21 protein-coding genes and 2 pseudogenes are annotated in these 26,091 nt (G+C 70.3%); 14 read left to right on the top strand and 9 right to left on the bottom strand.

The annotated features are described in order from the left end of the window. Positions 1–114 precede the first annotated feature (114 nt). Entirely contained in the window at positions 115–2,706 is a 2,592-nt protein-coding gene (clpB, locus tag H0524_RS23755) for an ATP-dependent chaperone ClpB (RefSeq protein WP_180200646.1), read from the bottom strand. A gap of 170 nt (positions 2,707–2,876) precedes the next feature. Between clpB and H0524_RS23750 the strand changes: the two genes are divergently transcribed. From H0524_RS23750 to H0524_RS23740, 3 genes are all read left to right on the top strand, one after another. After that, complete coding sequence (locus tag H0524_RS23750) at positions 2,877–3,377, top strand: cation:proton antiporter regulatory subunit (RefSeq protein WP_026185539.1); 501 nt, start codon at positions 2,877–2,879, stop codon at positions 3,375–3,377. Positions 3,378–3,382: 5 nt separating this feature from the next. Further along, a complete protein-coding gene (locus tag H0524_RS23745; protein WP_018727949.1) occupies positions 3,383–4,588 on the top strand; it encodes a cation:proton antiporter in 1,206 nt (401 codons plus the stop codon). A gap of 135 nt (positions 4,589–4,723) precedes the next feature. Beyond that, positions 4,724–5,155 carry a hypothetical protein gene (locus tag H0524_RS23740; RefSeq protein WP_180200642.1) on the top strand — a complete coding sequence of 144 codons (432 nt, stop codon included), beginning with the start codon at positions 4,724–4,726 and terminating at the stop codon, positions 5,153–5,155. 58 nt (positions 5,156–5,213) lie between these two features. Here the strand turns inward: H0524_RS23740 and H0524_RS23735 are convergent, their stop codons facing one another. From H0524_RS23735 to dnaK, 5 genes are all read right to left on the bottom strand, one after another. Continuing rightward, a complete protein-coding gene (locus H0524_RS23735; RefSeq protein WP_180200641.1) occupies positions 5,214–5,408 on the bottom strand; it encodes a hypothetical protein in 195 nt (64 codons plus the stop codon). Between the two features lie 102 nt (positions 5,409–5,510). After that, positions 5,511–5,951, bottom strand: coding sequence for a heat shock protein transcriptional repressor HspR (locus H0524_RS23730; protein ID WP_018727946.1), 441 nt, complete (start codon positions 5,949–5,951; stop codon positions 5,511–5,513). Positions 5,952–5,994: 43 nt separating this feature from the next. Further along, positions 5,995–7,167: a molecular chaperone DnaJ gene (dnaJ, locus tag H0524_RS23725; protein WP_180200640.1), complete on the bottom strand. Its 1,173-nt coding sequence runs from the start codon at positions 7,165–7,167 to the stop codon at positions 5,995–5,997. 81 nt (positions 7,168–7,248) lie between these two features. After that, on the bottom strand, positions 7,249–8,091 hold the full coding sequence (gene grpE / locus H0524_RS23720) for a nucleotide exchange factor GrpE (protein WP_180200639.1): 843 nt from the start codon (positions 8,089–8,091) through the stop codon (positions 7,249–7,251). Between the two features lie 44 nt (positions 8,092–8,135). Beyond that, positions 8,136–9,989, bottom strand: coding sequence for a molecular chaperone DnaK (gene dnaK / locus H0524_RS23715; RefSeq protein ID WP_018727943.1), 1,854 nt, complete (start codon positions 9,987–9,989; stop codon positions 8,136–8,138). A gap of 295 nt (positions 9,990–10,284) precedes the next feature. Here dnaK and H0524_RS23710 point away from each other — a divergent pair, with 295 nt between their 5' ends. The 7 genes from H0524_RS23710 (at position 10,285) to H0524_RS23680 (ending at position 19,025) form a co-directional block, all read left to right on the top strand. Then, positions 10,285–11,508 (top strand): hypothetical protein, encoded by a 1,224-nt coding sequence (locus H0524_RS23710; protein WP_180200638.1) that lies wholly within the window; start codon positions 10,285–10,287, stop codon positions 11,506–11,508. A gap of 50 nt (positions 11,509–11,558) precedes the next feature. Then, a complete protein-coding gene (locus H0524_RS23705; protein ID WP_180200637.1) occupies positions 11,559–11,747 on the top strand; it encodes a hypothetical protein in 189 nt (62 codons plus the stop codon). A gap of 621 nt (positions 11,748–12,368) precedes the next feature. Beyond that, the gene (pdhA, locus tag H0524_RS23700) at positions 12,369–13,544 is read left to right on the top strand and encodes a pyruvate dehydrogenase (acetyl-transferring) E1 component subunit alpha (RefSeq protein ID WP_018727940.1); all 1,176 of its coding nucleotides are present in this window, start codon (positions 12,369–12,371) and stop codon (positions 13,542–13,544) included. After that, positions 13,544–14,533, top strand: coding sequence for an alpha-ketoacid dehydrogenase subunit beta (locus tag H0524_RS23695; RefSeq protein WP_180200636.1), 990 nt, complete (start codon positions 13,544–13,546; stop codon positions 14,531–14,533). Before pdhA ends, H0524_RS23695 begins: the two co-directional genes overlap by 1 nt. 5 nt (positions 14,534–14,538) lie before the next feature. Continuing rightward, positions 14,539–16,029: a dihydrolipoamide acetyltransferase family protein gene (locus H0524_RS23690; RefSeq protein WP_180200645.1), complete on the top strand. Its 1,491-nt coding sequence runs from the start codon at positions 14,539–14,541 to the stop codon at positions 16,027–16,029. Positions 16,030–16,257: 228 nt separating this feature from the next. Beyond that, positions 16,258–16,395 (top strand): hypothetical protein, encoded by a 138-nt coding sequence (locus H0524_RS23685; protein WP_018254840.1) that lies wholly within the window; start codon positions 16,258–16,260, stop codon positions 16,393–16,395. 362 nt (positions 16,396–16,757) lie between these two features. Next, a complete protein-coding gene (locus H0524_RS23680) occupies positions 16,758–19,025 on the top strand; it encodes a hypothetical protein (protein WP_180200635.1) in 2,268 nt (755 codons plus the stop codon). 127 nt (positions 19,026–19,152) lie between these two features. On the opposite strand, the gene H0524_RS23675 is transcribed toward H0524_RS23680, so the two are convergent. Further along, positions 19,153–19,776, bottom strand: a complete 624-nt coding sequence (locus H0524_RS23675; protein ID WP_180200644.1) for a TetR/AcrR family transcriptional regulator — start codon at positions 19,774–19,776, stop codon at positions 19,153–19,155. A gap of 114 nt (positions 19,777–19,890) precedes the next feature. On the opposite strand from H0524_RS23675, the gene H0524_RS23670 reads away from it, so the two are divergent. The 3 genes and pseudogenes from H0524_RS23670 to H0524_RS23660 all read left to right on the top strand — a co-directional run bounded on the left by H0524_RS23670 (position 19,891) and on the right by H0524_RS23660 (position 23,306). Next, positions 19,891–21,291 (top strand): MFS transporter, encoded by a 1,401-nt coding sequence (locus H0524_RS23670; RefSeq protein WP_180200634.1) that lies wholly within the window; start codon positions 19,891–19,893, stop codon positions 21,289–21,291. Positions 21,292–21,452: 161 nt separating this feature from the next. Next, complete coding sequence (locus H0524_RS23665) at positions 21,453–22,367, top strand: SDR family oxidoreductase (protein WP_180200633.1); 915 nt, start codon at positions 21,453–21,455, stop codon at positions 22,365–22,367. A gap of 155 nt (positions 22,368–22,522) precedes the next feature. After that, positions 22,523–23,306, top strand: a pseudogene (locus H0524_RS23660) (MBL fold metallo-hydrolase). A gap of 4 nt (positions 23,307–23,310) precedes the next feature. On the opposite strand, the pseudogene H0524_RS23655 reads toward H0524_RS23660, so the two are convergent. Next, positions 23,311–23,853 (bottom strand): annotated as a pseudogene (locus H0524_RS23655) (Scr1 family TA system antitoxin-like transcriptional regulator); the annotation flags it as partial. Between the two features lie 391 nt (positions 23,854–24,244). Here H0524_RS23655 and H0524_RS23650 point away from each other — a divergent pair. Then, positions 24,245–24,556 (top strand): hypothetical protein, encoded by a 312-nt coding sequence (locus H0524_RS23650; protein ID WP_180200632.1) that lies wholly within the window; start codon positions 24,245–24,247, stop codon positions 24,554–24,556. 162 nt (positions 24,557–24,718) lie between these two features. Here the strand turns inward: H0524_RS23650 and H0524_RS23645 are convergent, their stop codons facing one another. Beyond that, positions 24,719–25,999 (bottom strand): IS701 family transposase, encoded by a 1,281-nt coding sequence (locus H0524_RS23645; protein WP_375372023.1) that lies wholly within the window; start codon positions 25,997–25,999, stop codon positions 24,719–24,721. Positions 26,000–26,091: the final 92 nt, after the last annotated feature.

Raw genomic sequence — 26,091 nt, 5'->3', positions numbered from 1 at the left:
GAGGGTGTCCCGATCGACGTGCACGTGGCCTCCATGGTCATTGTTGCTCAGCAACGTCGATCATGGACGCCCTCGCCTCTCTTCGCTGTCCCCGTACCCCTTGGAATAGATCGTCTAGGTGGCGGTCACGGTGAGGGCGTCCCTGCCGTCCGCCAGGCCCACCCGGACGGTGTCACCGTCGCGGATTCGGCCGGCCAGCAACGCCTTCGCCAGCTGGTCGCCGATCGCGGTCTGCACCAGGCGACGAAGCGGGCGGGCGCCGTAGACCGGGTCGTAGCCGTGCTCGGCGAGCCACTCCCGAGCCGGGTCGGTGATCTCCAGGCCCAACCGACGGTCGGCGAGCCGGCGGCGCATCCGGTCCAGCTGGATGTCCACGATGGTCCGCAGCTGCTCGGCTTGGAGGGCGGCGAAGACCACGGTGTCGTCGAGGCGGTTGAGGAACTCCGGCTTGAGGTGCGACCGGACCACCGCCAGGACGCCCTCGCTGCGCTGCTCCTCCGCCACGGTCAGGTCACCCACCACCGCGGAGCCGAGGTTGGAGGTGAGGATCAGGATGGCGTTGCGGAAGTCCACCGTCCGGCCCTGGCCGTCGGTGAGCCGGCCGTCGTCGAGCACCTGCAGGAGGAGATCGAAGACGTCCGGGTGGGCCTTCTCCACCTCATCGAGCAGGATCACCGAGTACGGCCGGCGACGTACCGCCTCGGTGAGCTGGCCGCCCTCCTCGTACCCGACGTAGCCGGGTGGGGCGCCGACCAGGCGGGCGACGGAGTGCTTCTCGCCGTACTCGCTCATGTCGATTCGGACCATCGCCCGCTCGTCGTCGAAGAGGAACCCCGCGAGCGCCTTGGCCAACTCGGTCTTGCCGACCCCGGTCGGGCCGAGGAAGAGGAAGCTGCCGGTCGGGCGGTCCGGGTCCGCGATACCGGCGCGGGCCCGCCGGACCGCGTCGGCGACCGCGCCCACCGCGCGCGCCTGGCCGACCACCTGCGCGCCCAGCGACTCCTCCATCCGCAGCAGCTTCGCCGTCTCGCCCTCCAGGAGCCGGCCGGCGGGAATGCCGGTCCAGGAGGCGACCACGGCGGCGACATCATCCGCACCGACCTCCTCCTTGAGCATCGCACCGTCCGCCTGGAGCCGGGCCAGCTCCTCCGCCGCCTCGGTCAGGTCGGCCTCCAGCGCCGGGATGCGCCCGTACCGCAGCTCGGCGGCGCGCTCCAGCTCGCCGTCGCGCTCGGCCCGCTCGGCCTCCCCGCTTAGCCGCTCCAGGTCCTCCTTGGCGGCGGAGAGGCGGGTGATGTGCCGCTTCTCGGTCTGCCAGCGTCCAGAGAGGGCTGTGAGCTGCTCACGTTTGTCGGCCAGTTCCTTGCGCAGCCGCTCCAGCCGTTCGACGGAGGCGGCGTCGGCCTCCTTCGCCAGCGCCATCTCCTCGATCTCGAGGCGACGCACCGCCCGCTCGATCTCGTCCACCTCGACCGGCCGCGAGTCGATCTCCATCCGGAGCCGGGACGCGGACTCGTCGACCAGGTCGATGGCCTTGTCCGGCAGGAACCGGTCGGTGATGTAGCGGTCGGAGAGGGTGACGGCGGCGACTAGTGCACCGTCGGTGATCCGCACGCCGTGGTGCACCTCGTACCGCTCTTTGAGGCCCCGCAGGATTCCGACGGTGTCCTCGATGGTGGGCTCGCCGACCAGCACCGGCTGGAAGCGACGTTCCAGGGCTGGATCGGATTCGATGTGCTGGCGGTATTCGTCCAGGGTGGTCGCGCCCACCATCCGCAGCTCGCCCCGGGCCAGCATGGGCTTGAGCATGTTGCCGGCGTCCATCGCGCCCTCGCCCTTACCGGCGCCGACGACGGTGTGCAGTTCGTCCAGGAAGGTGATGACCTGCCCATCTGAATCCTTGATCTCCGAAAGAACGGACTTCAGCCGTTCCTCGAACTGGCCCCGGTACGACGCGCCGGCCACCATCGCGCCGAGGTCCAGGGAGACCAGCTTCTTGTCCCGTAGCGACTCGGGGACGTCACCGGCGACGATCCGCTGGGCCAGGCCCTCGACGATCGCGGTCTTGCCGACGCCCGGCTCGCCGATCAGGACCGGGTTGTTCTTCGTCCGCCGGGACAGCACCTGGATCACCCGGCGAATCTCGGTGTCCCGGCCGATCACCGGGTCGATCCGGCCGTCCCGGGCGCTGGCGGTGAGGTCGACGCCGTACTTCGCGAGGGCCTGGTAGGTCTGCTCCGGGTCGGCACTGGTGACCCGACGGTCCCCGCCCCGTACGGTCGGGAACGAGGCCACCAGGGCCTCCTCGGTGGCCCCGGCGCTCCCCAGCGCCGTCGACACCGCACCGCCGACCCGGGCCAGGCCGGCGAGCAGATGCTCGGTCGAGGTGTACTCGTCGCCGAGCGGTCGGGCGATCTGTTCGGCGGCGCCGATGGCGTTGACGAACTCCCGGGCCAGGGTCGGCTCGGCGACGCTGGAGCCGCGGGCGACGGGCAGCGCAGCTACCGCACGCTGGGCAGCCCGGCGCAACTCGTCCGGGTCGGCTCCGGTGGCGCGCAGCAGGCCGACCGCGGTTGATCCCGCGGTGTCCAGCAGGGACAGCAGCAGGTGCCAGGGCTCCACGGTGGCGTGTCCACGCTGGCCGGCGAGGGTGACGGCGCCGGTGATGGTCTCGCGGCTCTTCGTGGTGAGGCGTTCGGTGTTCATGGGCTCCCCCGGGGTCGGCGTGTCCACTGGTACGGACACTGCCAAAGTTGAGCCTATTCCGCTCAACTTTACCGGTGTGAAGTGAGTCACCCAATCGGGTGTCCCGCTGACACCGGGCCCGCGATCCCGCTCGATCATCTCGACCCGCCGCGCACGGTAGCCTTGTCCACGTGCGAGTACGTGTCGAACAGACTGCTCTTCCGGGAATCGGTGTCCGCCACGATCTGATGACGGAGTCCGGACGGCGACTCGGCGTGGTTTCCCACCGCAACGGCCGGCGAGATCTCGTTCTCTACGACCCGGATGATCCCGACGCCTGCCAGGCCGACATCCCGCTGACCGACGACGAGGCCGAGGCGCTCGCCGACATCCTCGGCGCGTCGCTACTCCTCGGCCAACTCTCCGGGCTACGGGAGCAGGCCGCCGGGCTGCTGACCGAACAGGTCGCCATCCCCGCGGCCTCGTCGTACGTGGGCCGCAAGCTCGGCGACACGAAGGCACGTACCCGCACCGGCGCCTCGATCGTGGCGGTGCTCCGCCACGGCGAGGTGATCGTCTCCCCCGAGCCCGCATTCCGCTTCGCGGCCGGTGACGTTGTCGTGGTGGTCGGGACCCGGCAGGGTCTCGACGGGGTGACTGCCATCCTCGCCGACGGCGACCCGGACGGCTGAGGCGGATGCACGACACCACCACACTGCTCATCGAAGTCGGCGCACTGCTGTTCCTGCTCGGACTCCTCGGCCGACTCAGCCGCCGGATCGGGCTCTCCCCCATCCCCCTCTACCTGCTCGCCGGGCTCCTCTTCGGGCACGGCGGAGTCTTCGGATTCAAGGCCAGCGAGGAGTTCTTCGCGATCGGCGCCGAGATCGGCGTGATCCTCCTGCTGGTCATGCTCGGCCTGGAGTACTCCGCCAGCGAGCTGGTCGGCAACCTCCGCGCCGCCGCGCCGGCCGGGCTGATCGACGGGCTGCTCAACGCGTTGCCCGGCGCCGCCTTCGCGCTCCTGCTCGGCTGGGACTGGGTGGCGGCGATCGTCCTCGCCGGCATCACCTGGATCTCCTCCTCCGGCGTGGTCGCGAAGGTCCTCAGCGACCTGGGCCGGCTCGGCAACCGGGAAACCCCGGTGGTGTTGTCGGTGCTGGTCATCGAAGACCTGGCGATGGCCTTCTACCTGCCGCTACTCACCGCCGTCCTGGCCGGAGCCGGGCTGGTCGCCGGCGGCGCTGCGCTCGCCGTCGCGGTCGCCACGGTGCTGGTCGTGCTGGTGGTCGCGATCCGGTACGGCCGGACCATCTCGAACGTCATGTCGGCCCGCGACCCGGAGGCGCTGCTCCTGGGCGTACTCGGCCTGACCCTGCTGGTCGCCGGGGTCGCCGCGAAACTCCAGGTCTCGGCCGCCGTCGGCGCGTTCCTGGTCGGCATCGCGATCTCCGGACCGGTCGCACACCATGCCACCCAACTCCTGACGCCGCTGCGGGACCTGTTCGCCGCGGTGTTCTTCCTCTTCTTCGGGCTGGTCACCGACCCACGCGACATCCCGCCGGTGCTGCTGCCGGCGCTCGCGCTGGCGGTGGTGACGATGGGCACAAAGACGCTCACCGGGTACCTCGCCGCCCGCCGGGCCGGCATCGCCGAGCCCGGTCGCTGGCGCACCGGGCTCACCCTGGTACCGCGCGGAGAGTTCTCCATCGTCATCGCCGGGCTGGCGGTGGCGGCCGGAAGTGTCGATCCGCAGCTGGCCGCGCTCGCCACGGCGTACGTATTGATCACCGTGGTGGTCGGGCCGACGCTCGCCCGGGTGCCCGACCTCGACTGGTTCAAGAGCTGGCTGCGGCAACGCGCCGCCAAGCAGCAGGCCCAACCGGTGCCCGTGGGGGACTGATCCGCTCCCCTCGGTGGCCGGCCTCCACCCCCGCGAGGGCTACCGCCGCTGGCATGCTCGCGTTACCGTTGCCGCCCAACGGCGGTAAAGGGGCACCGGGGCTGTCGCCCAGGTAGCGGAGCGGAGGGTTGGCCCGTGACCGCACAGGATTCGACCTTCCGTGGCTTCGCGAACCCAGTGGACCCGTCGTCGGCGGAGCTACGGGCCTGGGCCTACCAGCCCGACTCGGTGCCGTTGGCCGCCATGCCCCAGGACTGGGACCTCCTGGTCGCCGGCAACGGACTGGTAACCACCCTCTTCGACCTGGCGATGGATCCAGCCTGTCCGGCCCGCCGCTTCGCGCTGCACTGCCTCTACATCTACGCCGCGGGCGGGATCCGGTCGGGGTTTCGGGCCCATCCCAAGCGGCGGTTCTGGAAGCTGGTGGAGCGGGCCGAGCGGGAGGGGGACGAGCCGATGCGGACGTGGGCGCAGAACAGCCGGATCCTGCTGGCCCAACCGGACGTCTTCGTCTACCGCGACTGGTGCGAGGGGGGACTGGTCCGGGAGAACCGCCGCCTGCCCTGACCGGATGGGCCGGGACCCCCCGTGGGTCCCGGCCCGCCCATCGGTCGACCCGGCTCGGTCAGCGACGCTGAGGCTGGTCCGCGGGGTGCCCCTGGTCGGTGCCGGAGTCACCCGGGTCCGCGAACCGTCCTTCCCTGATCTGGTCGCTGAACCTTCCCTCAGTGAGCTCGTCGAACCGCTTTCGGATCGCCTCGGCCACCTGCTCGAGGCTCTCCTCCGCCTGTTGGGCGAGACCCTTGGCTGAATCCGCCATGACCCCCTACCAGCAACGTCCGATTTGGGTAGATTTGGACCTGATTCTGAGATTAGTCGACCTGGACGCCCCGCGGGGCCGAACCCCGAATCGGGCGCGAGTTCACCGCTCCGGGTTCCGGCGGGGACGCCAGACCACCAGCGCGGTGGAGGTACGGCGGGCGGGCACCAGGTCGCTGCCGGGGAAGCGGGCCACCGCCTCCAACTCGGCGATCCGGCGGTACGCGGCCTCCAGCTCCACCTCCAGCCGGGCCACCCGCTGCTGCGCCTGCTCCAGCAGCCGCTCCAACCCGATGATCCGCTTCACCCCGGCCAGGTTGATGCCGTCGTCCTGGCTGAGCCGCTGCACCTCGCGGAGCAGCACCACATCCCGGACGCTGTACCGACGACCGCCCCCGGCCGCGCGGCCGGGCTGCACCAGACCGAGCCGGTCGTACTGGCGCAGCGTCTGTGGGTGCATGCCCGCCATCCGGGCAGCCACCGAGATCATCAGTACCTTGGCCTCGTAGGCAGGGTCATCCGCACCGACGAAGTTGTCCGCCATCCCCGCTCACCTCCGCGTGCACTCCGCCGAGCCCGCCGCCCGGTCAGCTCCCCCGACGCACCCGGGCGTCGAGATGTTCCCGAGCAGCCGGCGGGGTCTGGGCAACGAACGTCTCCAACGCCGTCCGGGCCTCCTCCGACAGCTTCGCGGGTACCACCACCTCAAGGGTGACCAACAGGTCGCCGGCCCGTCCATCGGTACGGACCACCCCCTTGCCACGGGCCCGAAGGACACGTCCGCTCGGCGTACCCGGAGGCACCCGGAGCGTCACCGCACCATCGAAGGTGGGTACCCGCAGATCGGTGCCGAGTACCGCCTCCGCGAAGGTGATCGGCACCGTCAGGGTCAGGTCCTCGCCGGCTCGCCCGAACAGGTCGTCCGGACTGACCCGGACCTGAATGAACAGGTCACCGGCGGGCCCGCCCCGGGCCCCGGGCTCACCCCGCCCCGCCAGCCGGATCCGCTGACCGTCGGCCACGCCAGCCGGGAACCGGACGTTCAACGTCCGGTTCTTGGTGACGCCACCGCTGCCCTGGCACTCCGGGCACTGCTCGTCCACCACCGTGCCGACGCCCTGGCAGTCGGAACAGGGCTCGGAGAAGCTGAATGACCCCTGATTGCGGGTGGTCACCCCGGCGCCGCGACAGGTCGGACAGGCCCGCGGCTGCGTGCCCGGCTTCGCCCCGTCGCCGCGACAGGTGTCGCACACCCCCGGCGTCCGCAACGTCAGCGGCAGGGTCACCCCGCCAATCGCGTCGTCGAAGTCGAGCGCGACCTCGGTCTCCACGTCCCGTCCCCGGGCCGGGCCCCGCGATGCGGCCCCACCCCCACCCGGAAAGATCGAACCGAACAGGTTCTGAAACCCGGCCCCGCTGAACCGCCGGTCACCACCGGCCGCGCCACCGAAGAGGTCGCCGACATCGAACGGCATCCCGCCAGGCTGGCCCGCTCCGCGGGCGTTACGCCGGAACGCGCCCGAGCCAAACAACGACCGCATCTCGTCGTACTCCTGGCGCTTCGCGTCATCGCCAAGCACCGTGTACGCCTCGGAGGCCGCCTTGAACCGCTCCTCGGCTGACGTGTCGCCGGGATTGCGATCGGGGTGCGACTCGCGCGCCAGCTTCCGATACGCCTTCTTGATCTCATCAGCGGAGGCGGCCTTGCCCACTCCAAGGGCGGCGTAGTAGTCCTTCTCGATCCAGTCCTTGGAACTCACCGGTCCGCCCCCTTCCGTCGAGTGATCGTCCCGCCCGCCCCGGTCGGGCGGGCGGGACGATCATGCCGTCGTGTCACCCGTTCACTCCGGCTCGGCGACCCCGACCAACGCCGGCCGCAGCAACCGCTCCCCCACCAGGTAGCCCCGCCGCATGACCTGTACGCAGGTCGGCTCGGTGACCTCGGCGGAGGTCCGGTGCGTCACCGCCTCGTGCTGGGTCGGGTCGAACGGGTCGCCTTCGGCACCGAACGGGGTCAGCCCGAACTTGCCGAGCGCGGTGGTGAGCTGCTCCGCCACCGATCCGAACGGTCCCACCAGGTCGCCGTGCTCACGAGCCCGGTCCAGGTCGTCGAGGATCGGCAGCAGCGCGGCGAGCACCGAGCCGGTGGCCTGCTCGGTGACGAGCGCCCGGTCTCGGTCAACCCGCTTGCGGTAGTTGGCGTACTCCGCGGTCACCCGCTGCAGGTCCCGGGTCCGCTCATCCAGATCGACCCGCAACGCCTCCAGCTCCGCACCGAGTGAGGTCGCCGTGGCGGCGTCAACCGGCTCGGCCGGCGCGTCCACCACCGGTGGGCTGGCGGACGCCCCCTCGGTGGTCTCGGCCTGGATCTCGTCAACCACGACATCCGCCTCCTCGACCAGCCCGGCTGCCGGGACGTCCGACCCGGCGTCGGCGGCGGCAGCGTCCGCCGCGTCCGAGCCGGCCGCATCCGAGCCGGAGCCGGCCGCGTCCGAGCCGGTGCTCGTCGCGTCCGAGGCGGATTCCGCGTCGGCGGTATCCGAGCCGGACCCCGTGGCATCGCTGATCTTGCGGTTGTCACGGATCACGACCCGCGGCTCCGCACCGGCCTCGCCGGCGGAGGCGGAGCCACCCGGCACCGACCCGGCAGCGTCCGGGTCGGTGGCTCGTGGCTTGTCCGTCATACGGCTACCTCATCCCTGTACGTGGAGTCCGGGTTCGAGAACGGTCACTTCTTGTCCTTGTCCTCGTCCACGATCTCCGCGTCGACCACGTCGTCCGGGCCACCGGCCTGCGCACCGGCCTGCGCACCCGCCTGGTCGCCGGCCGCGCCGGCCTGCTCACCCTGCTGCTGGGTGTAGAGCTGGGAGCCGGCCTGCTGGGAAACCTGGGCCAGCTGCGCGTGCGCAGACTTGATCTTCTCAATGTCCTGACCGCCGAGGGCGCTGCGCAGCTCGCCGAGCGCCTCGTTGATCTGGTCCCGGGACTCGGTGGGCAGCTTGTCGCCGCTCTCGGCGAGGAACTTCTCGGTCTGCCACTGCAGCGCCTCGGCCACGTTGCGGGTCTCCGCCTCCTCCCGCCGCTGCTTGTCCTCCTCGGCGTGCTCCTCGGCGTCCCGACGCATCCGCTCGATGTCCTCCTTCGGCAGCGAGGAGCCAGCGGTGACCGTCATCTTCTGTTCCTTGCCGGTGCCGGTGTCCTTCGCGTGGACGTTGACGATGCCGTTGGCGTCGATGTCGAAGGTGACCTCGATCTGCGGCATGCCGCGCGGCGCCGGCGGCAGGCCGGTCAGCTCGAAGGTGCCGAGCTTCTTGTTGTAGGCGGCGATCTCCCGCTCACCCTGGAAGACCTGGATCAGCACGGACGGCTGGTTGTCGTCGGCCGTGGTGAAGACCTCGGAGCGCTTGGTCGGGATGGTGGTGTTGCGCTCGATCAGCTTGGTGAAGATGCCCCCCTTGGTCTCGATACCGAGACTCAGCGGGGTCACGTCGAGCAGCAGGACATCCTTGACCTCGCCCTTGAGCACACCGGCCTGCAGGGCGGCACCGACGGCGACGACCTCGTCCGGGTTCACGCCCTTGTTCGGGTCCCGGCCGGTGAGCTGCTTGACCAGCTCGGTCACGGCCGGCATCCGGGTCGAGCCGCCGACCAGGATGACGTGTTCGACGTCGGCGACCTTGATCCCGGCGTCCTTGACGGCCTGCTCGAACGGGACCTTGCAGCGGTCCAGCAGGTCCTGCGTCATCCGCTGGAACTCGGCGCGGGTGATCGTCACGTCGAGGTGTAGCGGGCCGGCGGCACCAGCGGTGATGTACGGCAGGTTGATGTTGCTGGTGGCGGCGGCGGACAGCTCGATCTTGGCCTTCTCCGCCGCCTCCTTGAGGCGCTGCATCGCCATCTTGTCCTGGGCCAGGTCGATGCCGTGCTCACCGTTGAAGGTCTTGACCAGGTGGTCGATGATCCGCTGGTCCCAGTCGTCCCCGCCGAGGAGGTTGTCGCCGCTGGTGGACTTGACCTCGATGACGCCCTCGGCCAGTTCCAGCAGCGACACGTCGAAGGTGCCGCCGCCGAGGTCGAAGACCAGAACGGTCTGCTCCTTGGAGCCCTTGTCCAGCCCGTAGGCCAGGGCGGCCGCGGTCGGCTCGTTGACGATCCGCAACACGTTGAAGCCGGCGATCTCACCGGCCTCCTTGGTGGCCTGCCGCTGGCCGTCGTTGAAGTACGCCGGAACGGTGATCACGGCGTCGGTGATCTGCTCGCCCAGGTACGCCTCGGCGTCCCGCTTGAGCTTCATCAGCGTACGAGCCGAGATCTCCTGCGGCGTGTACTTCTTGTCGTCGATGTCGACGAACCAGTCGGTGCCGATCTCCCGCTTGACGGACCGGATCGTCCGGTCCGGGTTGGTCACCGCCTGCCGCTTGGCGACCTCACCGACAAGCACCTCGCCGTTTCGGGCGAAGGCGACGATCGACGGGGTCGTCCGCGAGCCCTCGGCGTTGGCGATTACGGTGGGCTCACCGCCCTCCAGGACGCTGACGCAGGAGTTCGTCGTGCCGAGGTCGATGCCGACCGCACGTGCCATCTTCGCTTCCTCGCTTCGTTCGATTGAACCGTTGCCGGGCGCCGCCGCAGCGCACCCCGCACAAGTTGAGTGGACCGGGCTCAATACTGCCACGCCGTCGGCGATCGTCAAGTCGGGGTTGAGCGTACCCGGCGCAAGTCACTCTTCGTCGCCGCATGGGTCGCCCATCCGATCACCCCGGCTCCATCTCCCAAGCGGCCGCGACCTGGGAGGTCGCGGGACCTGTCGGGGGGGTGGTGGGACGCCCGGCCACTTCCGGGGCCACCGTGGGCGGACAGCAGCGTAGGGTCGGTGGATGGGAACTGCGCAGACCCCCCACGACGCGGTGCTACACGCGGCTCGGGATGTGGCCGAGCTCGACAACGCCCTGGACGCCGAACGGCTCGGTGCGGCGCTGCTGGGCAGCGTCTACGCGGTCGCCGAGGCCCGCCGGGACGACGCCGTCCGCGCCTTCGTCAGCGACTTCCTCGCCGCCACCTCCCGCCGCCGGGCGGCGGCGGCCACCACCATCCGCTCGGTCTTCGCCGCGTTGGTGCCGGACGCGCCCGGCGCGGACCGGGTCCGGCCGGGTGCGGCCGCACCCGCCTGGTCGGGGCAGCTCGGCCGGGTCCACCTCACCGGCTGCTGGGCGTACGGGGACGTCTTCGGCGACCAGACCTCCTACCTGGCGACCTTCGCCTACGACGATCCGGCGGGCGGACCGGAACACGCCCTGGTCGCACTCCTGGACCACAACATCGGCATCACCAAGGACATCTTCGTCGGCGGTCCGCCGGACCGGGTCCTCGACCAGATCCGCCAGATGTGCGCCGAGGACGAGCTGACCTGGTTCCGGGAAGAGACACCAGCCGCCATGCACACCGAGGTGGGCCGGCACCTGGCCATCACCGACGAGCTCAGCGAGCTGCCCGGAGAAGGGTCCCTCGCCACCGACCGCGCCCTGGTCGGGGCCCGGCTCGCGTTGCTGCCGACCAGCCGGGCGGCAGCAATGCGGCAGCGGGCGGAGCCGCTCACCGCGACGGAACGGACGGACCTGATCCGACGGTTCCTCGCCGCACCGGAGGCCACCCAGTTCGGGCTGGACTCCCTCGGCGACGATCAGCTGGCCTCCCTGCACTTCTGCCTCGGGCTACTGCTGGATCACACCGCCACCTTCACCGACCCCGACCCGCTGCGGTGGAGCCCGACGGTCGCCGGGCTGTTCCTGCTGGACTGGGTGCACCGGCAGGCCGTCCTGGACATGGACGACGCGGCGCTGCTGCCCCGGGTGCTGCGGGGTTGGGCGGCGTACGCGGGCCGCAAGCGCGGGCTGTCCGCATCGGCGACGGCCCGCACCAATGCCGCTATTGACGAGATGGTGCCGGAATTCGCCCGCCTCTACACCACCGGCGAGCGGCGCAGCCCGGCGACCGCGGCGGTCGCCCAGTTACTAGCGGACGGCGTCGACCCGGACGACCCGGCCGCACTCGACGCGTGGATCGAGGCGAACCGACACCATCTCACCGACGAAGGGTCCTGACCACACCTCGCACCGATGATGAGGGCGCGGGAGGAGGGGGCGACACCGGGGTGAGCGAGGGCGACGGGGGTGGCGGGAGCGTCGGCGCGGGCGACGACGGCGCAGGTGACGACGACGACGCAGGCGACGACGACGAGGGCTGGTCGGCCGGCGGGGGCGTGGTGGCCGAGCCCGCGCCGGCCGCGGCGAGTAGCGGCAGGGAGGCGGTCCCGGCGAGCAGCGCCATCGTGAACAGGTAGCCGCGGGAGGAACCCCCGCCGCTGGGGGCGCGGTGCGCGCCGACAACCCGTCGATAGCCGGTAGCCGAGTGGTGCCGGCCGGTGGCGGAAGGACCCACCGCGTCACCTGACTCGGGCACGCCATCCTCCTCGTCGTCCTCGGCCGGCGGGGAGTGACCCAACGTGGGGCAGCCGCGGCGCCAGCAGTACTCCACCCTGACTCAGTCACACTGGGTACACCAACTAGCACAGCGTGTCGACACGCCAATGCCGTGGAAGTGGCACGAACCAGCTCGGTTCGGCGATGCACCGCTACCGGCGGCACTCTGGTACCCGGCACCCGAAGCGGGCGCCCGGCGGGACGCGGACGGGCCGGACTGTGGGCGTGCTCACGTGTGATGCGAGTATGGACCACGACGGCAACGCAGCCGGAACCTCCGCGCACCCCGCAGGCGGTACGGCTGGGCGCCGGCGCTCCCGAACCGGATCCACTCCCCTGGATCCGGCTCACGCCGCGCGGCAACCCCCACCGGGGCTAGGCGTGGCCGCCAGGATCTTGTCCGGCAGCAGTCGGGCAGGCGCACGAGTTGCGCGTCGTCGGGTTACCCCCGGCGTCGACGCAGACACGACAGGGAGAGACGGATGGCAAAAGGCGACCCCGGGGTCAGCACCCGCGGCCGGCGGGCCGTACCCCGATCCAGGAAGGGCGCGACCGGCGACCCCGAGCTGGTGCAGCTACTCACCCCCGAAGGTGAGCGCATCGAGAGTGTGACCGGGCCGGACGGCACCGAGTACCGGGTCGACTTCACCGACGAGGAGTACCGCGGCTTCTATCGGGACCTGGTGCTGGTGCGGAAGCTGGACGCCGAGGCGACCGCCCTGCAGCGGCAGGGCGAGCTGGGCCTCTGGGCGAGCCTGCTCGGCCAGGAGGCGGCCCAGGTCGGTTCCGGCCGGGCGCTGCGTACGCAGGACATGGCCTTCCCGACCTACCGGGAACACGGCGTCCTCTACTGCCGGGGCATCGACCCGATCATGCCGCTGGGCCTGTTCCGCGGAGTCGACCAGGGCGGCTGGGACCCCAACGAGTTCAAGTTCAACATGTACACGATCGTGATCGGGGCGCAGACCCTGCACGCGACCGGGTACGCCATGGGCATCACCATGGACGGCAAGACCGGCACCGACGAGGGCGAGGCGGTGATCGCCTACTTCGGCGACGGCGCCACCAGCCAGGGCGACGTCAACGAGGCGTTCGTCTGGGCCAGCGTCTTCAACGCGCCGATGGTCTTCTTCTGCCAGAACAACCAGTACGCCATCTCGGAGCCGCTGGAGCGCCAGACGCGCATCCCGCTCTACCGGCGGGCCGCCGGCTTCGGCTTCCCCGGCATCCGGGTGGACGGCAACGACGTACTGGCCAGCTACGCGGTGACCCGGCACGCGCTGGACAACGCGCGGCACGGGCAGGGGCCGAGCCTGATCGAGGCGTACACCTATCGGATGGGGGCGCACACCACCTCCGACGACCCCACCCGGTACCGGATCGCCAGCGAGGTCGAGGCCTGGCAGGCGAAGGATCCGATCGCCCGGATGAAGACCTTCCTGGTAAAGCAGAAGATCGCCGGCGACGACTTCTTCGCCGAGGTGGACGAGCAGGCCAAGCGCGAGTCGGTGCACCTGCGCGAGCGGGTGCTGGAGATGCCGAACCCGGAGCCGAGCAGCATGTTCGACCACGTCTACCCCAACGGATCGCCCCTGGTTGACCAGCAGCGGGCGCAGTTCACGCAGTACCAGGAGTCGTTCGAGGGGAGCGCGCACTGATGGCCACGGAGACCCTCACCCTCGGCAAGGCCCTCAACGCCGGCATGCGCAAGGCCCTGGAGAACGACCCGAAGGTCGTGATCATGGGCGAGGACGTCGGCAAGCTCGGCGGCGTGTTCCGGATCACCGACGGGCTGCAGAAGGACTTCGGTGACCAGCGGGTGATCGACACCCCGCTCGCCGAGTCGGGCATCATCGGCACCGCGGTCGGCCTGGCCATCCGCGGCTACCGGCCGGTCTGCGAGATCCAGTTCGACGGTTTCGTCTACCCGGCGTACGACCAGATCGTGTCGCAGGTGGCGAAGATGCACTACCGCTCCCGCGGCAAGCTGAAGATCCCGATGGTGATCCGTATTCCGTTCGGGGGCGGCATCGGGGCGGTGGAGCACCACTCCGAGTCGCCGGAGGCGTACTTCTCCCACACCCCCGGGCTCAAGGTCGCCACCTGCGCCAACCCACAGGACGCGTACGTGATGATCCAGCAGGCCATCGCGTCGGACGATCCGATCGTGTTCCTGGAGCCCAAGCGCCGCTACTGGGAGAAGGGCCCGGTCGAGTTTGACCAGCCGCTGCCGGAGGCCTACCCGCTGCAGGCCGCCCGGGTCGCGCGGCCGGGCACCGACGCGACCCTGATCGCGTACGGGCCGATGGTGCGCACCTGCCTGGACGCGGCGACCGCCGCCGCCGAGGACGGCCGTGAGCTGGAGGTCATCGACCTGCGCACGCTCGCCCCGCTGGACCTGGGCCAGGTGTACGAGTCGGTGCGCCGCACCGGTCGGGCCGTCGTGGTGCACGAGGCGCCGTCGAACATCGGCCTCGGAGCCGAGGTCGCGGCCCGGATCACCGAGGAGTGCTTCTACTCCCTGGAGTCGCCGGTGCTGCGGGTGACCGGCTACGACATCCCCTACCCGGCCTCCCGGGTGGAGGAGGAGTACCTGCCCGACCTCGACCGGGTGCTCGACACCGTCGACCGCACCTTCGGCTGGTGAGTGAGATGTCACGAGTCAAGGAATTCAACCTGCCCGACCTGGGCGAGGGCCTGACCGAGGGAGAGATCCTCAGCTGGCTGGTCAAGGTCGGCGACACGATTGAGCTGAACCAGCCCATCGTCGAGGTGGAGACCGCCAAGGCGGCGGTCGAGATCCCGGCGAAGTGGGCCGGCCGGGTGCAGTCGATCTTCCAGGCGGAGGGCGCGACCGTCGAGGTCGGAACGCCGATCATCGCGATCGACACCGATCCGACCGCCGGCCCGCTGGAGACGCCGGAGCCGGCTGGCGACGCCGCGAAGGCATCGTCCACCGCGACGGGGGAGGCCGCCAAGGGCTCGGCCGAGTCCGGCCAGAACGGCGATGCCGCGTCCGGTGGGCGTACTCCGGTGCTGGTGGGCTACGGCCCGCGTACCACCGCCGCGAAGCGCCGCCCCCGCAAGGGTGCCGCTCCGGCCGCGCCAGCCCAGGCCGCTCCCGCACCGACCCAGCCGGCTCCCGCACCGACCCCGGCGGCTCCGCTACCGGCTCAGCCGGCTCCCGCGCCGGTGGCCGGCGGGCCAGGTACCGCCGGCAACGGCCACAGCGGTCCGGCCGGTGGTGCTCGGGTGCTGGCCAAGCCCCCGGTACGCAAGCTCGCGAAGGATCTCGGGGTTGACCTGTCCACCCTGACCGGGTCGGGTCCACTCGGCTCGATCAGCCGGGAGGACGTACGGCAGGCGGCGAGCGGTACCCCGGCGGCGGCGCAACCGCTGACGGCGGCCGCGGCGGTCGGTAGGCCGGCGGCGAACGTCGGGGTGCACCGCGAGCAGCGGATCTCGGTCAAGGGGGTCCGGAAGCTGACCGCGGAGAACATGTCCCGCTCGGCGTTCACCGCGCCGCACGTGACGGAGTTCCTGACCGTCGACATGACCCGGGCGATGAAGGCCCTGGAGCGGCTCCGCCAGCGACGGGAGTGGCGGGATGTCCGGGTCTCCCCGCTGCTGCTGGTCGCCAAGGCCGTGCTGTTGGCCGTCCGACGGCACCCGATGGTGAACTCGACCTGGGCGGGCGAGGAGATCGTCGTCAAGGACTACGTCAACCTCGGCATCGCGGCGGCGACCGAGCGTGGCCTGATCGTGCCGAACGTGAAGGACGCGGGGCGGCTCACCCTGCGGGAGCTGGCGGACTCGCTGACCGATCTCGTTCAGACCGCCAAGGCCGGAAAGACCTCACCGGCGGACATGTCCGGCGGCACGTTGACCATCACCAACGTGGGGGTCTTCGGCGTGGACACCGGTACCCCGATTCTGCCCCCGGGCGAGTCGGCGATCCTGGCCTTCGGCGCGGTCCGCAAGATGCCGTGGGTACACAAGGGCAAGGTCCGGCCCCGCCAGGTCACCACGCTGGGGCTCTCGTTCGACCACCGGATCATCGACGGGGAGCTCGGGTCACGCTTCCTGCGGGACATCGGCGACTTCCTGGCCGATCCGGAGGCGGCGCTGCTCGCCTGGACCTGACCGGTAGCGATCGGCTGATCCACTGACGGCCGGTGTGCCCGGGGTTGACGCCCCGGCACACCGGCCGTCGCCTTTGGCGAGACACCTTCGGTCAAACGGCCAGCTTGCCTTAGATCTTTCGGCTCGTGTCCCAGCTCACCTAAGAATCGTTGGCGATCTCGGACCCGGTTGCGCTTCAATTGGTGTCAGCAGGGGCTACCGACAACCGAATAGCCAGGAGTGAGACCCATGAGCATGATCGATCGATTCCGCAGCCGTCGCGACGCCAGCCGCCGCGCCCGTGCCATCGAGCGCGCGCTGCGTTCCGCCAATTCGCCGGCGGTCCGCGACGAGATCCTCACCATCGCGCAGCGTCAGATGTACTGACCCGCCCACGACATTTCTCGCCTCCTCACAGAAGGCCCGTCCGGCTCCGCCGGACGGGCCTTCGGCGTTCCACGGCGCACACCGTCGACCGGGTCCTGTGGCGGTTGACACCGGGATTTCGCCGTCACCCTTCGCCCGGTACGGTGGTGTCCGGTCGTCGCCCGATGCGGCAGGGCGGTTCCGGTATCGAAGCCAATCGAGACCGCCCGGCAACGCGGGGTAGCGGTCCGACGCTCCCGAAACCTCCCTTCAGGAGGACCGGATACGGTGCGGAGAGCGGCCGGGGCGCACGGTCCGGCGATGCCGGTTTTCCGTGCCGCGCACCGGCATCCGCGGCCGAAGCTGATGGAGGAGGCGCACGCATGACGTCCGAAGGCACGCACCACCCCGGCCAGCAGCCGGAAGAGGCGTCGCCGGGCGCTGTCGTACCGACGCCATACGGCGACCGGCCGGCGCAGCAGGACAACGGGTACGCCGCGGGGCAGCCGGATCTGGGCTGGGCGCCTCCGCCCCCAGCCCACCCGAGCCCGCCCGGGCCCGCCTGGGCAACCGAGGCACCGCCGGCCCCCACGTGGGGCACCGCTGCGCCGCCGGAACCACACGTGGCACCCGCTTCGGCGGGATGGGCCGCGGCCGCGGAGGCGCCACAGCCTGAGCTGGGACGCAGCGGCCCACCCGAGGCGACCTGGGCCCCGCCCCCGGCCGCCGAACCGACCTGGACGCAGCAGCCGCCCCCGGTCGTCCGGGCCACCGCGCAGGTGCCCCCGCCAGCGTCCAGCCAGTCCATGCCGGACGCACCCCCGGCGAGCGGCCGGGCGACGCCGAGTCCCGAGTGGAACGTCGGAGCCGGCCAACCGGACCCGGCACCTTCGGTCGGCTGGGCACCCGATGCAGCCGCTTGGGCACCCGGGAGTCCCGCCGTCGCCACCAGCAACGAGGGCGGCTGGCAGCCCGGGGAGCCGCCGTCGAGCTTCACCGGCACGGCTACGCCCGGCGAGCGTCCCGCACAGCCCTGGGTACCCGCGCCCCGCAGCGCGGCCGATGGGTTGAACATGCCCAGCGTCGAACCGTGGGCGCCGGAGGAGGCCTGGGGGAACGCCGAACGTTCGGCCGCTGCCGGGCAGGAGCCGGCCGGCCCCGAGGAGCCGGCGGTCTACCAGCCAACACCGGGCCCCGGCATCTCTCCCGCCAATGCGGTCCCGCTCCCGCCGCAGGAGCAGCGGATACCCGGCGCCAGCCTGGCGGCCAGCCCACCGGCGGACTTCGCCGCGCCACCACCACCAGCCGCTGTTCCACCACCGGCCGCTGTTCCACCACCGGCCGACTTCCCCGCGCCAGCCGACTTCCCCGCGCCGGCGGACTTCGCCGCGCCACCACCACCGGCCGACTTCCCCGCGCCAGCCGACTTCCCCGCACCGCCGGGCGCCCCGGAACCTGCCCGCCCCGACCCTGGATTCGAGGCAGACCAGCACGGATGGCCCCCGCCGAGTGGGCCGGGCGAGCCCTCGGCGGTGCCCGCGCCGCGTACGTCCCCGGAGTCAGCCGAACAGCCCGCACCCCCGGCAGTGTCCGGCGGTGTTTCGGCCAGCGCCGCTGTGCCGCTGGGCAGCCGGGTGACGCCCCCGGCCGACCCGGCCCAGGTAACCCCCACGCCAGCGCCACAGCCACGCGTGTACGGCCGGCCCGCGCCGCCGGAGCCAGCCGAGACCGAGGGCTACCAGGCCGACCCGCAACGATTCGCTCCGGCGGGTCTGCCGGACGACGGCCAGGACACCGGGCTCGACGCCAACCGTGGCTTCGGCCCAGCCAACGGACCCCGCCCGGACGGCGGCTTCGGCCCAGACGGTGGCTTCGGTCGCGGCAGCGAGGAACGCCCCACCGGCTACGCGCCCGTCGTGCCAGCCCCCGCGGCGCCCATCCCGCCGAGCATCCCCGCCTTCACCGACGCCCCGGCCAGCGACCGACCGGTCAATGGCACCCGGCCACACCCGGGCGAAGAACGCCCCGCCGACCGGTTCGGCGAACCGGTGACGGGTGCCGCCAACGTCAACAGCACCACCGCCTTCCCCCCGCAACCCGAGTCGGCGTTCCCCCCACCGTCGCAGTCCCCGACCCCGGCCTGGGACCAGGCCCAACCCCCAGCCCCGGCCTGGGACCAGGCCCAACCGCCAACCCCAGCCTGGGACCAGGCCCAGCCGACGGCGCAGCCCTCAACCCCGCCCTGGGACCAGAACGGCTCGACCAGTTCGGACGCGGACCAGAACCGCTTCGACGCGTTCCAGCCGATCGCCGAGCCGGCCGCCGACGCGCCTGTCCCAAAGGTCCGTAACGGCCGGGTGCTGGCCGCGGTGCTTGTCGCCGCGGTGCTGATCCTGACCATACCGATGGGCCTTCTCCTGCTACTCGGCAAGATCGGCGGCAGCGATTCGGCACAGGGCTTCAACCCAGCGGTCGGAAGCTGCGTCAAGCAGTCGGGGGAAGCGGCGGTGGCGGTGGATTGCGGTGACGCCGAGGCACACACCGTGGTGTCGAAAGTGAACTCCGAAGAGGAGTGCACCAACCCGAAGCCGAACGTGACGCTCCCGGGCTCCGGCAGCAACCGGGTGCTCTGCCTCGAACCAGCCAGCTGACCTGTCCGGCGCGACGGTGGGGCCACACTCATCTGTGGTCCCACCGTCGTCCCGCCACAGCGCCGACGACGGAATGGTCAGTCAGCTGGCGATACCCATACTGCAGCAGGAGATATCCGACTTCTCGTCATGAGATGCCACGGATGATGATGTCGAGTCCCGCTTCGAAGCCGCTGGACGTCGTCTGCTCGTCCTTCAGCGCATCGTGAACCTGACACATCGTGGGCACCTGGTCGGGGTCCATGGCCGCCAGACGTTCGCCCATCGAGCCGACGCCAGCTGACTGTGATGTCGTGCCCTCGGCAAGGGCGAGGGTGTACCCGTTGACGAAGTCGATCAGCGTGTTTGCGCTGTCCACCACCGCACGGGCCCCGAGGCCGGCGCTGTCCAGGGCGGCGTACAGCGGCTCGCTGACCAGGATTGCGGCCTCGGAGACGGCAGCGGCGTCCGTGACGATCTGGAGCACGAGGTTGGGGTGGGCCAGGGCCAGGGCCCGGTAGGCCCGAGCCCACGCGCGGACCTGCACCGGCCAGGAGCCGCCAGGTGCGGGCAGCGCCATCTCGGAGAAGACCGTCTGCACTAGGCCGGAGACGAGCGCCGCCTTGTTGGGTACGTGGTGATAGATCGACATCGGGTCGACCTTGAGCGCGGCGGCCAGCCGGCGCATGCTCAGCGCTTCGATGCCCTGCTCGTCGACGAGAGCCAGGGCGGCGGTCAGGATCGCCTGCCGGGTCAGGGGCGACTCGCTCACTCGCGGCCGGCCCGGGCCACGACGCCTGGTCGTGTCGGTCACATCTTCTGGCACACACCAATACTACAGCGTAGGGTTCAATTAATCCTACGGCGTAGAGAAATGGAGTTGGGCATGGTGGAACGGCGGGCCGCCTGGACGGTGATCGCGCTGTGTGCGGCGCAGTTCATGCTGATCCTCGACGTAGTGATCATCAATGTGGCCATCCCCTCGATCCGGCAAGACCTCGGCCTGCTCGACAGCCGCATCCAGCTGACCGCGACGGCGTACACCATCACGTTCGGTAGCTTGTTGATCATCAGTGGCCGAGTTGGTGATCTCCTCGGCCGCAAGAGGCTCCTGCTGACCGGCCTCACCTTCTTCGTCGCGGCATCGCTCGGCGCTGGTGCCGCCCAAGTCGATTGGCATCTGTTCGTCTCCCGGGGCCTGCAAGGCGTCGGCGCGGCGATGGTTTCCGCGAACGCGTTGGCCGCCATCACCGCGAGCCTCGCCGAAGGTCCGGCCCGTAACTGGGCGCTTGGGCTGTGGGCGGCCGTCAGCTCAGCCGGTGCCATCGCCGGCCAACTCGTCGGCGGTGCGATCACCGAGTTTCTCGGTTGGCGCTGGATCTTCTTCATCAACATCCCGGTCGGCTTGGCGGTCGTAGCCGTGCTCGCGCTACTCCTTCGCGATACCCCTGCCACCCACCGACCCCGAATCAACCTGGCCGGCGCGTTCCTGCTGGCTGGGGGTCTGGCCAGCGGCATCATGGCGTTGACCTGGCTGGCTGAGGACGGCGGCCGGGACCGGTCGCTCGCCGCGGCCATCACGGCGTTCGTGTTGCTCGCAAGCTTCGCCCTCGTGGAACGCAGCGAGTCGACACCGGTCCTGCGGTACGCGCTGCTGCGCCTGCCCGGAGTACGGGCAGCCAACGCCACGCTGCTGCTCAACGCCGGCGCGCTCGGCGCGACCCTCTTCTTCCTGACGCTCTACCTCCAGATCGTCCTCGGCTACTCGCCGCTGGCCGTGGGTGTCGCATTCGCACCGATCACCCTGCTCATCATGCTGCTGTCACCGCGCGCTGCGAAACTCGTCACCCGATTCGGCGCCCGGCGGGTACTGGTCAGCGGATTGACAGTCCTCGCCGCCGGCGCGTTCCTGCTCGCCCGGCTACCCGTCCACGGCGACTACTGGACCGACGTCCTGCCCGGCATGCTTCTGCTCGCGATCGGTAGTGGTCTGACCTACGCCCCGACATACATCGCCGCCTCCAGCGGTGTGACGGCGGAGGACCAGGGCGCGGCATCAGGGCTGATCAACTCGGCGCAGGAGATAGGTGCCGCGGTGTGCCTCGCGATGCTCGCGCTCATCGCCACCACGGCCGCCGGACCCGGCGGCAGTGCGACCAGCCTCGCCGAGGGGTACCGCGCCGGTGTGCTCGCCGCAGCCGCGTTGTTCGCCGTCGGAGCGACGATCGCCGTCACCGTGCCACGCCGGCTCGGTCAGGCAACCGAAGCCGAGAAGGTCGCGAGCTGATCGACCTCGGGAGACATCGGGAAGTCAATCCACCGGCGCTGATTCTGATCATCACTACTGACGAAATCCGGTGTTCTTCCGGGTAACGGGTCACTCGCCAACGCCCGTCGTCACCACCGTGACACGATCCTTCCGACATATAGGTTGACAAGGGAGAAATAGTGACAGACAAGCCATTGACGGGACAGGTTGCCCTCGTGAGCGGAGCCACCCGTGGCGGAGGCCGGGGAATCGCCGTCCAGCTCGGCGCCGCCGGAGCGACCGTCTACGTGACCGGGCGCAGCACGACGACCTCGAGATCGCCGATGAACCGCCCCGAGACCACCGAGCAGACCGCCGACCTCGTCACCGCCGCCGGCGGTCACGGTATCGCGGCTCCCACCGATCACCTGGATGTCGCTCAGGTCCGCGACCTGGTGGCGAGGATCGACCGGGAACAGCAGGGCAGGCTCGACATTCTGGTGAACAACGTCTGGGGTGGCGATCCGCTGACGGTGTGGGACAAGCCACTGTGGGAGCAACCACTCGACGATGGCCTGCTGCTACAGCGACAGGCGGTGCACACGCACATCATCACCAGCTGGCACGCCCTGCCGCTCCTGGTGGCCCGTCGCCGTGGCCTGGTCGTGGAAGTCACCGACGGTACGGCCGACCAGGGCTACCGGGGAACCTTCTTCTACGATCTGGCCAAATCCGGGGTGATCCGAGCAGCCCAGGCGCAGGCGGGCGACCTGCGACCGCACGGCGTCACCGCGGTCGCTCTCACGCCCGGGTTCCTGCGGTCGGAGGCGATGCTCGACCACTTCGGCGTGACCGAGGACACCTGGCGGGACGCCATCACCGCCGACCCCTACTTCGCGATGTCGGAGAGCCCTGCCTACCTCGGCCGCGCAGTGGCCGCACTCGCCGCCGACCCGGACGTCAGCCGTTGGAACGGACAGTCACTGGCGACCTGGCAACTGGCCAAGGAGTACGGCTTCACCGACGCGGACGGGTCGCGGCCGGACTGGGGTGGCTACTTCGGTGCGACCCAGCAAGGAGGCGGCGACGACGTCAACCCCCAGGACTACCGATGACGCACATCGGCCGCACGCAGGAAGGGGAACGGACCGGAGCCACTGGATAGACGGTCAGATCATGGATCTAATTCGCCTGTGACCGCCTGCGCGTTGCCCTCGAAGGACATTCCGCGCTGCCGCCCGGCCACCCCACCTGGTCAGGCGGCAGCGCGGTGAAGGTCCATCACCTCAACTGCGGAAGTATCCGGGTGTTCCGTGAGCCGTTGGTGTGCCACGTGCTCCTCGTCGAGACCAACAACGGCCTCGTCCTCGTCGACACCGGCTACGGCCTCGACGACATTGCCGACCCCCGGCGACGCATCGGCCCGACACGGACCATCGTGCGGCCCGTGCTCGACCCGGACGAGACAGCCGCACGTCAGGTCGAACGCCTCGGGTTCCGACGTGACGACGTACGGCACATCGTCATCGCGCACTTCGACGCCGACCACATCGGCGGCCTCTCCGACTTTCCGCACGCGGCCGTGCACACCACCGCTGACGAGGTGCGTGGTGCCCGGAACCCGCCCACCTGGCGCGAGAGAAGTCGGTTTCGCCCTGCCCAGTGGCGGCACGGACCACGAATCATCGAACACGGCGCGGCGGGAGAGCCGTGGCGTGGCTTCGCGGCGGTGAAGCCACTGGACGAGATAGCGCCCGGGTTCGTCCTGATCCCGCTGCCCGGTCACACCCGCGGTCACGCCTGCGTGGCGGTCGACGCGGGCGATCACTGGCTGCTGCACGCCGGGGACGCCTTCTACCACCCTGGCAGCATCGGCGGCGGCAGTGTGCCGTTCGTCCTGCGGGCAATGGAGACCCTCGTCGCGTTCGACCGGGGAAGGGTGCGCGAGAACCATGCCCGCCTCGCGGCCGTACGGGCTCGCGCGGAACCGGACCTGACCCTGTTCTCCGCACACGACCCGGCCGCGTTTCGCCACCCTCAGCTCGGGCGGCTAGCCGAGGGCACGACGTGCAACCGCACGTGTGGGGCCTCGCACGTCGCCAGCAGGGCGCGCGCCTGCTCCCGCATCGTCGCCCGGCCGCCGACCGGCCGCCGGAGGGCGGTCTCGTCCACCACGGCCGCGAACTGCGGCGGGTCGTCCTTGGTGAGGATGGCCTGACGCGACAGCCGCGTGGCCACCAGCCGGTCGACGTCCGTGCGCCCCCGTAAACCCCCGATCGACAGCACCGCGCGAGCGTAAGCCTCGGTTTGCAGCAAGCCGGGCAAAACTAACGGCTGATATGACCGCAGCAACGTCGCCTCGCGTTCAAATTCCTGCCACGGTCGGAACCAAACTGGATTACGACGTCTCGAAGTGTCCGGCCATATGTCCTCCGTGTCCACTCCGAGAGCCTCCGCAGCCGCCGTGCGGTGCGCCGGGTGCGGAATGTGATCCTTCACGAGCCACCGGGTCGTTGTTTTCCGGTCGACCCCGACCCTTTCAGCGAGCGAATGAGCGGTGTGGGCAGCCTCGTTCATGGCCAGCCGAAGCGCCTCGTTCATGGCCCCTCCGGTAGGCATTTCGGATGTCTAGCGGCCATATATAGATGGGCTTTTGCTGTCCACTACTGACAGCAAAACTATTCCTACGGAACGGCGCGAGCCGGTGGAGGCCTGACCCGCCGGACACGCCGTCGGACCGCCCCACCAACACCGGCATTGGTGGGGGCGGTCCCGCCAACACCATCAAGGAGCCCACAATGCGAATCCGCTTGTTCAGCCGACACCGGCGAAACGACCAAACGCCCCTGCCGCACCGCACCAACGCACCGCACCGGGCCCAGCCAAGAAACCTGCCCACATGGATGACCCAACCAACCCTCGCCGACCCCCGACCCGACCGCGCCGGCTGGCTCACCCCCGCCCAACAATGGCGAGCCAACGGAGGCCACTGGTGAACCCACACCACCCACCCCCACCACGACTCGGACCCACCCCCAACACCCGCCACCACACCACCAACCGACCACCCCACACACCACGACGACCCCTATGGACCTGCCGCGCCTGCGCCCAACCATGGCCCTGCCCCGACGCCCGCCTCCACCTCACCGCCGAATACCACAACCGACAACCACACCTGTCCATCTACCTCGCCGGCCTCTACCACCTCAACCCCCACGACGGACCAACCCCCCGCCAGCTCTTCGACCGATTCATCGCCTGGGGACCGTTCCGACGAACACCCAGGGAGGCGCGGGAGTGAGGCCGCGATTCAGTGCGTCGCAACCGGGGACGCTCCGCGGCGAACCGGGCGAGCGCGTCGCCCGGCCACGCCGAACTGCGCGATTCCGGACCTCGGCTGACGATCTCCGATCAGCTCCGGTATTCACCCAAGGAACGCTAGTACGGCAGCCGCCATTCGTGATCATGGCTGGAGTTCGAGGGTGAGTCGCCGGGCGTAGTGGGCTCGTCTGGCTCGTGCCTGGTGGTGGCGTCGCCATCGTGACCAGCGCAGGTGGTAGGCGATGCTGCGCGTCGGCCGGATCAGTAGGACGTTGATCAGGCGGCGGATTTCGTTGACGGTCAGGTCGATCATGTCGGGTTGAGCGGGACGGTCTGCTGATCGGGCGTCGGCGGCGCAGATCGCGAGGACCGCGAGGGCTGCCAGGGCGAGGGTGGTGAACCGGTGCCAGGACGTCCAGCGGCGGACCTGGTGCTGGTCAAGCCCAACCTGTCCCTTTCCGGCCTGGAAACTCTCTTCCACGATCCATCTGATTCCGGCCACGCGGACCAGTTGGGCGAGTGTGACCGGGCCCGGCGCCCAGCAGCGGTAGAACGCCAGCTCACCAGTCGTATGGTTACGGCGGATCAGCAGACTGTGCCGGCCGTCGTCGTCGGGATCACCGTCTACGCCGACGTCGGCGAGCCAGGCCCAGTCGTAGAACCGTGGTCCTTTCGAGCCGTCGCCGGTGCTGCGCCGGGTCCACGCGGTGGCGGGCAGATCGGCGGCCAGCCGGTCAGCGCGGCAGCGGATCTTCCCGTTGTCGATCGGCACGAGGTGATCGCAGGAGACCGCCAGGACGTAACCGAGACGCAGTCTGCGCAGTTCACCGCGCAGTCGGGTGTTGTTGCCGTAGGCCTCGTCCGCGGCGACCCACCGGGCCGGGACCAGGGCTTTCACGGCGGCGGTGATCATGTCGTCGGCGAGGTCGGATCGGGTGGCGAACCCGATCGTGTCCGGGACGCCAGCCTGTTCGCACCGGTCACGGTCGTCGGTCCAGGACTTCGGCAGGTAGACCCTGCGGTCGATCAGGGCGTGGCCGTGCCTGCTCGCATAGGCCAGGAACACGCCGACCTGCGCGTTCTCGATGCGACCAGCGGTGCCGGTGTACTGCCGCTGGACACCGACCGAGTGCACGCCCTTCTTCAGGTCGCCGGTCTCGTCGACCACGAGGACACCGTCGGGGTCACCGAGCCGGTCGACGACGACCTCGCGCACGTCGTCACGCACCACGTCGGCGTCCCACTTGGCTCGGTAGAGCAGCCGTTGCATCGCATCCGGCCGGGTATGTCCGGCCTGCTCAGCGACCTGCCAGCAGGTTTTGATCTCCAGGTCGCTGAGCAGGCCGGTGACGAAGTCGGCAGCCGCCCGGCGAGGCTCGACCCGGCCGAACCGGCCGGCGAACGAGTCGATGACCAGGTCGATGGTGCGTCGCCACCGGGCAGGATCTACGCTGTGGCTCTCGGCCACCGCAAGGTCTGATGTTGTGTCCACAACACACAGACGATCATGCGGTG

The organism is Salinispora sp. H7-4 (genome assembly GCF_013416675.1).
Taxonomy (GTDB): Bacteria; Actinomycetota; Actinomycetes; order Mycobacteriales; family Micromonosporaceae; genus Micromonospora; species Micromonospora vitiensis.
Note: the sequence above shows the minus strand (reverse complement) of the source record. Positions and strands in the feature narration are given on the sequence as shown.

Bases quoted from the DNA above. Each gene is read 5' to 3' on its own strand.
- clpB (WP_180200646.1), bottom strand. From the start codon at position 2,706: ATGAACACCGAACGCCTCACCACGAAGAGCCGCGAGACCATCACCGGC.
- H0524_RS23745 (WP_018727949.1), top strand. From the start codon at position 3,383: ATGCACGACACCACCACACTGCTCATCGAAGTCGGCGCACTGCTGTTC.
- H0524_RS23735 (WP_180200641.1), bottom strand. From the start codon at position 5,408: ATGGCGGATTCAGCCAAGGGTCTCGCCCAACAGGCGGAGGAGAGCCTC.
- H0524_RS23730 (WP_018727946.1), bottom strand. From the start codon at position 5,951: ATGGCGGACAACTTCGTCGGTGCGGATGACCCTGCCTACGAGGCCAAG.
- grpE (WP_180200639.1), bottom strand. From the start codon at position 8,091: ATGACGGACAAGCCACGAGCCACCGACCCGGACGCTGCCGGGTCGGTG.
- dnaK (WP_018727943.1), bottom strand. From the start codon at position 9,989: ATGGCACGTGCGGTCGGCATCGACCTCGGCACGACGAACTCCTGCGTC.
- H0524_RS23710 (WP_180200638.1), top strand. From the start codon at position 10,285: ATGGGAACTGCGCAGACCCCCCACGACGCGGTGCTACACGCGGCTCGG.
- pdhA (WP_018727940.1), top strand. From the start codon at position 12,369: ATGGCAAAAGGCGACCCCGGGGTCAGCACCCGCGGCCGGCGGGCCGTA.
- H0524_RS23695 (WP_180200636.1), top strand. From the start codon at position 13,544: ATGGCCACGGAGACCCTCACCCTCGGCAAGGCCCTCAACGCCGGCATG.
- H0524_RS23690 (WP_180200645.1), top strand. From the start codon at position 14,539: ATGTCACGAGTCAAGGAATTCAACCTGCCCGACCTGGGCGAGGGCCTG.
- H0524_RS23685 (WP_018254840.1), top strand. From the start codon at position 16,258: ATGAGCATGATCGATCGATTCCGCAGCCGTCGCGACGCCAGCCGCCGC.
- H0524_RS23680 (WP_180200635.1), top strand. From the start codon at position 16,758: ATGACGTCCGAAGGCACGCACCACCCCGGCCAGCAGCCGGAAGAGGCG.
- H0524_RS23670 (WP_180200634.1), top strand. From the start codon at position 19,891: ATGGTGGAACGGCGGGCCGCCTGGACGGTGATCGCGCTGTGTGCGGCG.